This window comes from Halobacillus sp. A5, assembly GCF_024189315.1.
Taxonomy (GTDB): domain Bacteria; phylum Bacillota; class Bacilli; order Bacillales; family Halobacillaceae; genus Halobacillus_A.
Genome location: NZ_JAIZEO010000005.1, coordinates 239495 through 251851 on the forward strand (window position 1 = coordinate 239495; position 12357 = coordinate 251851).

Annotated in this window: 15 protein-coding genes; 6 read left to right on the top strand and 9 right to left on the bottom strand. The window is 40.6% G+C overall.

Annotated features, from left to right (window positions below):
- Positions 1-116: 116 nt before the first annotated feature.
- Together LF822_RS19200 and LF822_RS19205 are read left to right on the top strand one after the other, a co-directional pair.
- The gene (locus tag LF822_RS19200; protein ID WP_253925713.1) at positions 117-1109 is read left to right on the top strand and encodes a permease; all 993 of its coding nucleotides are present in this window, start codon (positions 117-119) and stop codon (positions 1107-1109) included.
- Positions 1110-1123: 14 nt separating this feature from the next.
- Entirely contained in the window at positions 1124-2035 is a 912-nt protein-coding gene (locus tag LF822_RS19205; protein WP_253925714.1) for a TIGR03943 family putative permease subunit, read from the top strand.
- An 81-nt stretch (positions 2036-2116) separates the two neighbouring features.
- On the opposite strand, the gene LF822_RS19210 is transcribed toward LF822_RS19205, so the two are convergent.
- The 5 genes from LF822_RS19210 to LF822_RS19230 form a co-directional block, all read right to left on the bottom strand.
- Positions 2117-2809, bottom strand: coding sequence for an amino acid ABC transporter permease (locus LF822_RS19210; RefSeq protein WP_253925715.1), 693 nt, complete (start codon positions 2807-2809; stop codon positions 2117-2119).
- Between the two features lie 12 nt (positions 2810-2821).
- Complete coding sequence (locus tag LF822_RS19215; protein WP_253925716.1) at positions 2822-3700, bottom strand: transporter substrate-binding domain-containing protein; 879 nt, start codon at positions 3698-3700, stop codon at positions 2822-2824.
- Positions 3701-4252: 552 nt separating this feature from the next.
- The gene (locus LF822_RS19220; RefSeq protein WP_253925717.1) at positions 4253-5074 is read right to left on the bottom strand and encodes a YihY/virulence factor BrkB family protein; all 822 of its coding nucleotides are present in this window, start codon (positions 5072-5074) and stop codon (positions 4253-4255) included.
- A 28-nt stretch (positions 5075-5102) separates the two neighbouring features.
- A complete protein-coding gene (locus LF822_RS19225) occupies positions 5103-5432 on the bottom strand; it encodes a YtxH domain-containing protein (RefSeq protein ID WP_253925718.1) in 330 nt (109 codons plus the stop codon).
- Positions 5432-5908, bottom strand: a complete 477-nt coding sequence (locus tag LF822_RS19230; RefSeq protein WP_253925719.1) for a low molecular weight protein-tyrosine-phosphatase — start codon at positions 5906-5908, stop codon at positions 5432-5434. The genes LF822_RS19225 and LF822_RS19230 overlap by 1 nt, the downstream gene beginning before the upstream one ends.
- A 224-nt stretch (positions 5909-6132) precedes the next feature.
- Between LF822_RS19230 and LF822_RS19235 the strand changes: the two genes are divergently transcribed.
- A complete protein-coding gene (locus LF822_RS19235) occupies positions 6133-7512 on the top strand; it encodes an alanine/glycine:cation symporter family protein (RefSeq protein ID WP_253925720.1) in 1380 nt (459 codons plus the stop codon).
- A 367-nt stretch (positions 7513-7879) separates the two neighbouring features.
- Here LF822_RS19235 and LF822_RS19240 read toward each other — a convergent pair whose 3' ends face one another.
- The 4 genes from LF822_RS19240 to LF822_RS19255 are packed head-to-tail and all read right to left on the bottom strand — an operon-like array spanning position 7880 to position 10325.
- Positions 7880-8545 carry an SOS response-associated peptidase gene (locus LF822_RS19240; protein ID WP_253925721.1) on the bottom strand — a complete coding sequence of 222 codons (666 nt, stop codon included), beginning with the start codon at positions 8543-8545 and terminating at the stop codon, positions 7880-7882.
- Between the two features lie 22 nt (positions 8546-8567).
- Positions 8568-8933 (bottom strand): DnaJ family domain-containing protein, encoded by a 366-nt coding sequence (locus LF822_RS19245; RefSeq protein WP_253925722.1) that lies wholly within the window; start codon positions 8931-8933, stop codon positions 8568-8570.
- A gap of 17 nt (positions 8934-8950) precedes the next feature.
- The gene (locus tag LF822_RS19250) at positions 8951-9589 is read right to left on the bottom strand and encodes an MOSC domain-containing protein (RefSeq protein WP_253925723.1); all 639 of its coding nucleotides are present in this window, start codon (positions 9587-9589) and stop codon (positions 8951-8953) included.
- Positions 9579-10325 (bottom strand): YkgJ family cysteine cluster protein, encoded by a 747-nt coding sequence (locus tag LF822_RS19255; protein WP_253925724.1) that lies wholly within the window; start codon positions 10323-10325, stop codon positions 9579-9581. The genes LF822_RS19250 and LF822_RS19255 overlap by 11 nt, the downstream gene beginning before the upstream one ends.
- A gap of 166 nt (positions 10326-10491) precedes the next feature.
- Here LF822_RS19255 and mreBH point away from each other — a divergent pair, with 166 nt between their 5' ends.
- The 3 genes from mreBH to LF822_RS19270 all read left to right on the top strand — a co-directional run bounded on the left by mreBH (position 10492) and on the right by LF822_RS19270 (position 12357).
- The gene (gene mreBH / locus LF822_RS19260) at positions 10492-11499 is read left to right on the top strand and encodes a rod-share determining protein MreBH (protein ID WP_253925725.1); all 1008 of its coding nucleotides are present in this window, start codon (positions 10492-10494) and stop codon (positions 11497-11499) included.
- Positions 11500-11681: 182 nt separating this feature from the next.
- Complete coding sequence (locus LF822_RS19265; RefSeq protein WP_253925726.1) at positions 11682-11975, top strand: hypothetical protein; 294 nt, start codon at positions 11682-11684, stop codon at positions 11973-11975.
- 22 nt (positions 11976-11997) lie between these two features.
- On the top strand, positions 11998-12357 hold the full coding sequence (locus LF822_RS19270; RefSeq protein ID WP_253925727.1) for a DUF1428 family protein: 360 nt from the start codon (positions 11998-12000) through the stop codon (positions 12355-12357).

Consider the following 12357-nt stretch of genomic DNA (forward strand, 5'->3'; position numbering starts at 1 on the left):
ATTGAAGTAAAACACCCTATTGACTTTTATATAAAAACAAGCAAAAATAGGGGGCGTACCTTAAACAGTAATAATTACGATTAATGTTCATTACTTATAATAAAGGAGGACAAGCTTTGTATCAAGAAAAATCTCTTAACAATAAATGGGGCTACATACTATTATTCTTGTTTTTTCTATTGTTCATTTACGGAGACCTCTTCCCCGCTGAATTGATAACTGAGGTTATTCCTTCTTTACTTGATATGAATACGATCTTTCTCAGCATAGTGCTCGAAGCCATACCCTTCGTATTGTTAGGTGTATTTGTCTCTGCCCTGATTCAATCCTTTGTCAAAGAAGAAACGCTGGAACGGTTCATACCTTCTAATCCAATACTGGCTCTCTTCCCAGCCGTGACGATCGGAGCCATTTTCCCTGTATGTGAATGTGCAATTGTACCTATAGTGAGACGGCTGATCCAAAAAGGAATGCCGCTTCATGTAGGAATTGTCATACTAGTGTCAGCACCTGTTTTAAACCCAATCGTATTTTTATCCACGTTTTACGCTTTTCAGACTGACCTGACAATAGCATGGGCAAGGATGGGATTAGCTTTCATCGTAGCGATTATTGTAGGAGGTATTATTTACTCCCGGTTCAAAAATAGCTGGCAGCTTAAAGAACCAGAAGGATTGGTCCGTAAGACCCACGAGCACGAGCACCGCAATAAAATCGCAGAAACTTTTTACCATGCCAGTGATGAATTTTTTGATATGGGAAAATTTTTAATTATAGGTGCACTGCTTGCCAGTATGATTCAAACATTCATGGACCGTGAATTATTAGTGGGTGTAGGAAGCGGCTTCTTTACTGGGCCAGCAGTCATGATGGGACTCGCCTATTTCTTATCACTCTGTTCAGAAGCCGATGCCTTTGTAGCATCTTCCTTCAATGGTTTATTCTCCAGCAGCTCCATTTTAGGGTTCCTGGTCTATGGACCGATGACAGATTTAAAGAACACTATTCTAATGGCAGCTTACTTTAGAAAAAGATTCGTCATTTCTTTCGTTGCTATAGTTACTGTAGTTACTTATATCATTACTATATTATTTGACTTACTCTATTAATAGGAGGGTTCAGCATGAGTAGAAACACACACTCTTTTTTACGAAGTGTGATCTTGCTTGGATTTGGTCTTTTCATTATTAAACTGCTGATCTCTGGAGATATACAAAAGTTTATAGCCCCACGCATGATGCCCTATATGTATTTTGCACTGGCAGTCATCGCTGTCCTTGGGTTAATTCAGTTTTTTAAAAGTGACTCAGAAGAAGGCCATGCCTGTGAGTGTGGACATAATCATGATTACTCGTCATCCAAAACTCGTTCGATACTTGTTTATTCTTTATTTATTGTTCCTATCATCACAGGTATGCTATTCTCTGACCACGTTCTAGGAAGCTCTCAGGCAGCAAATAAAGGTTTTAAATATGAGCTTCGCACCGCTTCCGCAGATGACGATAATTACAGCAATTCAGAGGTGAGCGAAGGTGAAGAAGACGGTACCGAAACCGGATCCGACCCTGTCCACCAATCTGAAGAGCAGGACGACCCTGCAATTCTTTCAACAAAAGACCGTTACCCTGATCTTTACGAAGAGCTTTCTTCTGCTGATCGTTTTACGATGAGTGAAGATAATTATATCGGCACAATCTCTCTTCTCGAAGAAGAGGTTGATCAGTATATAGGTAAAGAAATTAAAATGAATGGGTTTGTATTCAGAGAAGATGGGTTTCCGGACGATCGGTTAGTAGTAGGCAGATTCGGAATCAGCTGCTGTGTGGCCGATGGCGGGGTCTATGGAGTATTAGTTCAAGGAGATGGACAAAATTTTGACCAATATAAAAATGATACGTGGATTGAAGTAACAGGAACTGTGAAAAAGGTTGAACATAATGATTGGGAGCTGCCTATGATAGAACCAACAGAAATAAAGACTATTGATGCTCCTAAGGAACCTTATGTATATGAAGAATTTGAATTTGCAGGCTAAGAAAGCAAGCTTCCCTTAGAATGGGAGCTTGCTTTTTTAGAAGCTGAGTTAAACATGATGTTCATCAACAGCAGTATTGACCTACAAATAACGGTTGTATCTTTTTTCTAAATAATCCTGCAGCGCTGAGAAGACCATAGTTAACGGCCAGTAAATCATAGCTGCCAGAATATAAAGAGTCATCGAATCATTCGTCCGGCCGGCAACAACCTGAGCTTTATTTAAAATTTCTGGAACTGAAATCATAGCCGCGAGCGATGTAGCTTTTAGTAAATCAAGAAACACATTTGCAAGTGGAGGAATTGCAATCCGGGTTGCCTGAGGCATGATAATCCGCCTCATCGTCTGCCAGTAGGAAAATCCTAATGCCCGTGCCGACTCCCATTGTCCCTGTGCAACACTAGCCAGCGAAGCTCGATTGATCTCTGCTATATAAGCAGCACTGTTCGTTCCAAACCCAATCACTGCTGCAGTGGGACCGGAAAAGGTGATACCGAGAACAGGAAGACCGAAGTACAAAACAAATAAATAAACTAGAATAGGAGTTCCGCGCATAAATGAAATATACAAGCGGGCAGGCCAGCGCAGCAGACGAGAATTCGACCGTCGTGCAAGAGCAAGGAAAAAACCTAAAACCAAGCCTGCTGCCATACTTAAAATGGCTACTAAAACTGTATAAGGCACGCCTTCCAGTACAAAAGGAAGGTTCTCCCATGCTCGCTCCGGCACAAACAATTTATCTATGTTTATTTCATTAATATCCATTGAAAACATGAAATTACACCCTTATAAGTCAAGTCCTTCAATCTCTTCTACCTCTTCTTCAGGCTTTTCTGATGCATCTTTTCCACCGAAAAACTCCTCTGACAATTCTGTCAGGGTGCCATCTTCACGCATTTCATTTAAGGTTTCATCCAGTTTCTCTTTTAAATCATCTTCTCCCTCTCCCATGACAACCGCAGTTTCACTGGGATGGAATTGAAGATCCGGATGCTGAGTTACTTCCAGTTCCGGGAGTGCTTCCAGGGCAAGAGACTGCAGGAAATAGTCGTTTATAATCAGATCAGTTCTCCCATTTTCTACATCACGCAAATATACATCGTTTGTTACGTTTCCATAGGACTTAATTTTTGCTCCGTAATGTTCTGCAATTTGGGCAAAAATTGTAGTTGCGCCCCCACCGTGAACTTTTTCTTCAATGTCTTCTAAAGATTCAATTCCAGATAAATCATCTTCACGCACAATCATAGTGGCATAAGAATGCTTATAAGGCTCACTGAAATCATAGTTTTCGTCCCGCGCATTAGTCACTTCAATGTCATTCGCGACGACGTCGACTCTTCCGCTGTCAATCGCAGACAAGAGTCCGTCCACACCATATTCTTCAAAAGAAACTTCCAAATCAAGCCGGTCAGCTATTTCTTTTATAATTTCTACATCATACCCTGTTAATTCGTCATTGGATTCTTCAGGGTAATAAGAAGCGGGATAAAGTGTCCCGGAGGTTCCAACTACAATCTCTCCTTCTTCCTGGATTTCATCCCATTTTGAATTGCTTGAAGTCTCTTCATCCTCATTTGAAGACTCTTCATTATCATCTGAACCGCAAGCCATCAGTACAACAGCCAACAAGAGAATAAGTATTGATAAAAACCATTTCCTCATATTTGCTCCACCTTTCTAAAATTCATACTTAACCAATATAGCAACAGCATCCCCTCATATCAACCTTGATGCTTAATTTAAATTTATAGTTTCTTAAAGAATAGGAGATCAACTTTAACCCCTGTCACGGTAATGTAATAACTTGTATTAAATTATAATCATTATACTTAATATAAAGTTGTAACCAACTACACATAAAATGTTAAGTTGCTTAGTTTTCAACAAAATTTCAGCCGTCAAAAAGAATAAAGGCACGAGCGTCCGGGTAGACACGGAAGCATAAGCGAAATGATTGGAGGAAAGTGACCTCCCCTGACCCCAGGCGGATTGCTTATAATATGCCAGTTTCGTATGCCGCTATTCGAGACATTTATCACAGCTCGAAATTTAAAAATTCCTGAACAATAATAAAAGAGGCAGCTGGAAATCCAGCTGCCTCTTTTATTATAAAATTGTTACGGTTCTCCTGTGGGAAACACGCCGACCTCCGACCACCTACACAGCATAGGCTTTAACCCAGTTTAAATAAACATTTGATTAACAGCGTCACTTTTAAAAAGGATGACGGCCTTTATGTTTCTTATGAATAAGAGCATTTATTTCTCCGCCAATAAGTATAACTATACCAGACAAGTAAAACCAAATCATCAAGACAATTACACCACCAAGGCTTCCATAGGTAGCCGAGTAATTCCCTAAATTCTCTACATAAAAGGAGAAAAACAGGGAGACTAACTGCCAGCCTACTGTAGCAAAAAGCGCACCAAGGGCAATTTCTTTTATTCTCATTGGCTGATCGGGAGCCATAAAGTAGAGAAAGGATAGAACAGTAAAAAATATAATTGAAGATATAACCCACCTGAGAGTATCCCATGTCCGAAGAAAATCTTCCGATAAACCAAACATAGAAAAGACGTAGACGCCTATGGCATTTCCTAACACCGGGAGCAAAAAAGCTACCCCAATAACTACAATCATCGCAATTGTTAATAGGATCGAAATAAGTCTCGATACAAGGAACGACCTTTTCTCATCTGCATGGTGCGCCCGGTTAAAAGCTTTAATGAGGGTGTTGACTCCATTAGAAGCGGCCCATAACGTTCCGAGTATACCAATAGAGAGTAAGCCTCCGTTCCTGTCCCTTAAAATGTCTGAAACATTTTCCGAAATCATCTCATACGTGTCAGGGGGAGCATACGTGCTGATCATAAGAAGCGCTCTTTCTTCATCAATATTAAGATAACCCAACAATGTAATAAGGAAAATCATAAATGGAAAAAGAGACAGTAAGAAGAAGTATGCCAGTTGAGCTGCTGATCCTGGAACATCATTTTCTCCTATTTGTTTAAACAGCTCTTTACTAAAACGTATCAAAGTCTCCTTTTCCCCCCTTTTGCGGACACTATGAGGCTTCTTTAGAATTGTCTACCGATTCTAATTTATTATTCACCTTCTCGTCCATCTCCCCTATCTTATTTAATGCTTCTTCTGCTTTATTTAGAAGCACTAATATGTCATCTATCCCCTTATTTAATTTCTTTGAGAAAGACTCATAACTTAACCTTACAGCATGAATCGCTTCTGAAGGCTGCTGCAAATAGTTTTGGCAGGACACACCTGCCCCTTTAGATTTATTCATTACATATTGACGCGTATTTTTATCAAAAAGCATAACTGCCCCGCCAATCAGTGCTCCTGCTGCAATTCCTTTTAACAATTTTGTTTCTCCCATTATAATTCCTCCTTTATTTTTGTTTGTTTAATATGCTCCAATAAGCTTTGACACCCTGATTGTATTAACCCATAAACATAATCAAAGTTACCTGTGAAATATGGATCAGGTACATCTTTTTCGTTTTCATGATCTACAAAGTCCATAAATAATTGAACTTCGACATCGTTCTTTTCCCGTATAGCATTTAAGTCAGTAAGGTTCTGCTGATCCATTGCAATAATATAGTCAAAACGGTCCCAGTCTAAATTCTCTACCTGCCGGGCCGTCATTCCTTCATATGAAATCTTATTTTCATCTAATATACTTCGGGTTCCAGTATGCGGCCCTTTCCCAATATGCCAGTGCCCAATCCCAGCAGAATCGGCTATTATTTCTTTTTCCAGCCCTTCCTCTTCTACAAGCTTTCTAAAAACAGCTTCCGCCATGGGTGAACGGCAAATATTTCCTAAACATACGAATAAAACTTTAATCATACTTATATTCCCCCATCATGCTCAAATATTTCACGTTCATTATATCACGAAAAAGAGAAGCACTCTCCCTGTCTTCCTAAGGCATTATAATATTGCTTAACCTAAATCTATTTACATTAAACCAAATATTTTCATTAACATTTATTAATTAGCTTGACATTTCTTGTTAGTTTTCGGAATATTTTATATATACAGGCTTTAATTACTAATAAGGGGGATGAAAAATGGGACAATTAGGGGCAATTTACAATTTTTTAGAGGCTGCCAGTGCATTTGTCTGGGGACCTGTGCTGTTGATATTATTAGTAGGTACAGGGGTTTATTTAACTCTCCGTCTCGGGTTCCTCCAATTTAAGACATTACCATACGCACTTAAACTCGCTTTTAAACCAGGCAAGAAACAAAAAAATGAAGAAGGGGATATTTCTCATTATCAAGCTTTAACAACAGCTTTAGCTGCAACAATTGGTACGGGGAATATTGCCGGTGTGGCAACAGCTGTTGTGCTCGGTGGGCCGGGAGCAGTGTTCTGGATGTGGATTACTGCCGTATTCGGAATGGCTACTAAATATGCGGAGGCCATACTAGCTGTAAAATACCGAGTAACCGATAAAAATGGAAGAATGTCAGGCGGTCCAATGTACTACTTAGAACGAGGGCTAAAACAGAAGTGGCTCGGTATCTTATTTGCTTTGTTTGGGGCCTGCGCTGCTTTTGGCATCGGGAATATGGTCCAATCTAATACTGTGTCGGATGTTATGGATTCTACGTTTAGTATTAATCCATGGGTCACAGGGGTCCTTCTTACTCTCTTTGCTGCACTAGTGATCATCGGAGGAATTAAAGGTATCGGTAGAGTAACTGCTTTTTTCGTACCTATTATGGCCATTTTCTATGTACTTGGCGCACTTATTATTATTATTATGAACCTTGACTTAGTAGGGCCGGCTTTTGGGACAATTTTCTCTGATGCATTCTCTGCCAATGCAGTAGGGGGAGGGATCCTCGGTACTGTTATCCGTTACGGTGTAGCCCGGGGTGTTTTCTCAAACGAAGCTGGTTTAGGTTCTGCTCCAATCGCAGCAGCGGCAGCTCGTACGGATTATCCGGGACGGCAGGCTTTAGTATCTATGACGCAGGTATTCATTGACACGATTTTAATATGTACAATGACAGGACTTACAATTGTTATGGCCTTTGATACTGACTATGCAGGAGACGGCGCAGACCTTACTACAAGCGCTTTTGAATTCTTTTTAGGTGACATGGGGATGTATATCGTAACCTTAGGTGTCATTTTCTTCGCCTTCTCCACCATTGTTGGATGGTCTTACTACGGTGAGAAATGTTTTGGTTACTTAACAGGAGACAGAGCATTACCAGTATATAAGGTGATTTTCGTTTTGTTCGTTCTCGTAGGTGCCGTTGCGCAGCTTGACACCGTATGGCTTTTCGCTGATGTTATGAACGGCTTAATGGCATTTCCAAACTTAATCGGGCTGCTTCTCTTATCAGGAGTAGTAGCTGCTGAAACTAACAAGTTCTTGAAAGTTGCCAAACAAGAAAAAGAAGAAGAAAAACGTGCTCGATATAATGCTGAATAAGTTTATAAGATCAAATTTATAAAAATCAAGGCTGCAGAATTGCTGCAGCCTTGATTTTTCAGTTTGTTGAGAAACCCTTGTTTACTCGAAAGTGTCAACTTTCCTTGCATAGACAAGAGGAAAAGATTTTAGGAAACCACTCGCTTTCTAAGGGCGAACGGGGTGCCTCCTCAGGCTTATCAAGCCCTCCGTGTTCACACCTGATTCATCTCCCCCTTAGGAATCTCGCTGTTTCCTAAAACCTTTTCGATAAATTATCACTAAACCAAGTGGGATCTAGGATGTCCTGTCCCACAAGATTTCATGCTCCTATGGTTCCAAAAGCCTCTTTTGATTAAAAGCGTCTTAACAACTAACAACTTCCCTATCACTTAATAGGTTGAATACACTGTGCTCCTTCATTTTTAGCTGAATTTACGTACGTGCTCACCTGGTCTGATTCAAGAGGATCCATGTCTATCTGATCAATAAATTGCGCAGCCTCACCCGGCTGCCACTTTACAGGCTTTATCCATTCACTCTGCTGATCTTCTGGTAATATAACCGGCATCCGATGATGGATATCCTCCATAAATTCATTGGCTGCTTTGGTTAATATTGTACATGTAAACCGTTCTTCCTTTTCTGATTTCCATTGATCCCAAAGGCCCGCAAAGGCAAACAGCTGACGATTTTTTGGTTTTATACGAAAAGGAATTTTGTCCTGGTCCTCTTTTCTCCATTCATAAAAACTATCTGCTGCAATCAAGCACCGCTTCGAGGACATTAGCTTTTTAAAGCTGGGCTTTTCATGAGCCGTTTCACTTCGGGCGTTGATCATTTTATAGCCTATTTTAGGATCTTTTGCCCAGGAAGGGACAAGACCCCAGTACATATAACCTGCTCGTCTTTCTCTTCCATCGTGGATGATGGCTAAGACTTTCTGGCCAGGCGCTATATTATATCGCGGCTGTATATCCGGGATAGGCATATCTAATTGAAACTGCTGCATTATCTCATTTTCATGAGCTGTTAATGTATATCTTCCACACATATCCTCACCTCACTTAAGGAATTCACCATCCTAATTTACGGTTCATTTTTCCACTGTACTGCTGAAATGCCTTACTGCTCTGCATCTTCCTTTTCTCCATCAGCACATTAAACCTAATCCTTTTCTCAGTCAACTGCTGTTTCTGCTCTTTAGAATGTTCCCCGTTCTTTTGTAATATTTCCTCAAGCTGAACAATTTCTTTCTTAAGCTGCATTTCCTCTGGCAGCATATTAGCGTTTTTTAAGATTCGATAGCTGTTACGCATATCATCCGGAACATAGGCCAGTTCATCTTTTGGAAGAGGATGCCCCTTGCCCGGAAGGTCATCAAAGTCCCCTTGTTTAATGGATTGCTTGATCTTTTCCTCTATCAAATGACCATAATCCATTTACTTCATCTCCTTTATTAAGGTAAGCGTCTCTCCAGCGACTTTCGATCTTCTTCAGGAAACGCTTCGACCTCAAGGATGCGTTTTATTCTTTCTTGATCATGAGGATGATCATACTTCACATCATTCACATCCGAGACGGTTACACCATTTGGGTGTGGAGTTTTCAAAATCAAGTTATCTCCCGCCTGGACAATTCCCTCTTTCACTACTTTAAAATAGAAGCCAGTAAATCCGGTTTGCAGTACTCTTTTAGGGAAATCATCGATCCCGTGTGTTCTTGCAATGATATAGCAAGGTTTTCGGGGTTTGGTCACCTGCAGTTCTGCTTCCCCGAGGGTGAAGACGTCACCAATATTTGTCGTCCGCTCGTCTATCCCCTCTACAGTTATATTCTCCCCAAAAGAAGGATAGGAAAATGTACGATCGTATTCTTTTTCAAAGAAACGATAATGCTGAGCTGGATAGAGGCAGACCGCCTGGTTTTCCCCTCCATGGTTTTCTTTATCCGCCTGCTCGTCCCCAATAAAGTTTAACTTACTTAAAAAGACAGCTCCCTCCACAGGCTTCTTGCGGTAGGCGCTCTCCAATTCTCCTTTATCTGTTTCATAAACTTCAGGCTTTCCAACATTTAATGACAACAGCTTATATTTCATCGATCGTCCCCTCCCTCCACTTTTGAATCCATGCGGGCAGAAAATCATACCTCCACGCATCAGATGGGTATTCCACGAATAATTCTTCACCATTTTCGTATAAGGCCTGGATGATTTCATTTAATGAGGCAAAATAATCATTATACAAAAATTCATAGCTGAATGGTTCTTTCGGCAAATGATTCTCTGCACATACATTCGGGTCAGCGTAATTTAAATACGTCCGGCAGGGAATCGGTCTGACCTCATAAGCCATGCACGCCTGCGTTTTTGGATCAAGCATAGGACATGGTAAATTCAGCTTCTTATAGTCAAACTTAATCTCTTCATCTGTATGATCTAATTTCATCGCCTGTTCTAGTTTATCCGCCTGAGTTGAATAATAGTATTCCCATTGATCGTAAATATACTGCTTTCGTTCATGCGAGAAGGATTCTATAGAACGAAACAGCATTTTTGCTTCCATTTTACTTACTATGATTGGAAAGTAACAACAGAATGCACACCCTTTAAAGCAGCTGGCCTCCATGCCAGCGTGCTTCTCCATACGTCCAATTTCATGATTCACCTCTGTTAAAAGCTTCTGAAATCCATTTAAAATCACTTCTTCCGTATCAGCATCACTATCAAGCAGATCATCAACAATATCGGCAAAGACTTGCGGGTCTAGTTCATATGATTCATTTATTCGGTTTGATTTTTCGATAATTTCCTCGTGTGATAGATACCTTTTCATTTGGAAAACCCCTTAATAGTTGCTTACAATCATTATACACGCGAGTAAGCCTTACAGACTACCGGTAAGATAGTCCATAAAATTCCTCTTGCGATCACCCCCATAAAATAAGTAGCATAGGAGAAAGAATGTATAAGAATCTGTCATCTTTGGAGGTACGACTTACATGTTATCAACTGCAGAAATAGGAATTGATTTAGGAACTGCTAATATACTTATTTATTCAAAGTCTAAAGGAATTTTGTTAAACGAACCGTCCGTTGTTGCTTATAATACTGATACAAAAAGCGTAGTAGCCGTAGGTAAAGAAGCAAAAGAAATGGTAGGAAAGACCCCGCGTAATATTATCCCGGTCCGTCCTCTTCGTGACGGTGTAATTGCTGATTATGACATGACAGCTCAAATGCTTAAAGAACTGATGAAAAAAGTGAGCCGTAAATCAGGTGTATCCATGCGTAAGCCAACCGTAGTCATTTGCACACCATCCGGATCGACGTCTGTTGAACGCAGAGCCATTCATAATGCCGTTAAAAGTTATGGAGCCAAACAGGTTCACTTAATTGAAGAACCTATTGCAGCCGCCATTGGTGCTGACCTTCCGGTTGATGAACCCGTAGCCAACGTAATTGTTGACGTCGGTGGAGGGACAAGCGAAGTGGCTATCATCTCCTTTGGAGGGGTAGTTTCCTGCCGCTCCATCCGTATGGGCGGCGATGTGATGGATGAAGAAATCATTCAATATGTACGAAAGGCCTATAACATTTTGATCGGTGAACGAACAGCTGAGCAGATTAAGATGGAGATTGGCTATGCTCTAGTAGATCACCCGGAAGAGAAAATGGAAGTACGAGGCAGAGATATGGTAACAGGACTTCCTAAGACGATTGAACTTTCTTCTCATGAAGTTCAAAAGGCTTTAAAAGAATCACTGGAACAACTGTTGGAAACCATCCGCGCGACACTGGAAGACTGCCCTCCTGAATTAAGTGGAGATATTGTCGACCACGGTGTCATTCTTACGGGCGGCGGCTCGCTGCTCAAAGGCATGCAGGAATGGCTTTCTGAAGAAATCTATGTACCCGTCCACATGGCCCCAAGTCCACTGGAATCAGTTGCCATCGGTACCGGCCGGTCCATTAAAATGATTCAAAAGCTTGAAAAAGCAGCTAAGTAACGAAGGATATAAGTGGACAAACCCACCCAAATCTAATACGATTCAATTGAAAGAGACTAACCTTTAGAAATAGGTTAGTCTTTTTATTTATTGTTGAAATAAAAAGGTTTTAGCCGTAAGCTGGCGAAATAGTACTAAGAAAGTTAAATGCAAGACTAACGCAAAGGAGTAGGAATAGCCTTATGAATCGCACTACTATACTAAAATGGGTATCCGGAATTTGTGAGGGGCTCCTCGCCATCCCTTTAGCAGGCGGCACATTTATTGTCAGTATGTCATGGACACCGTTGTTGTTTATGTTCGTCCTGCATACGATTACGTTAATTCTTTCTATCAAAGACTCTAGATTCAGCGCAGGAAGTATATTGGGAATGATCACAAGCTTCATTGGCGCCATACCGATTATCGGCTGGGTCATGCATACAATTACTGCATTAGTTTTACTCATTGATGCTGCTGTTGAAACAAAAAAATAAGATCTAATATGAGGTGATGACAATGTTTGTATCATTGTATATTTTTCGAGTTCACCGTCAAAGCGTTCCCCGTTTTATTGAACTTATCGATCAATTAAAACCTCTTATCCAGTCCTATGAAGGTAAGGCGTATTTATTCGAGGAAGATGTTCTTACGGGTAAGCAGGGGTCAATGGGACTGTTGAATTTATTTGACCTTAGAGACGAAGAAGTCGTCTTTCTAGGTAAGATTGAATTCCATTCTAAAGAACATTTTCATGAGGCGATGGAACAAATGAAGCAGGATAACCTGATCAAACAAACATACGACCAGTTACGTGAGGTTGTTGACTTTACATCTTTAATTACATCTACATTTCATGACGCAGAGTCTGAAGTCTAA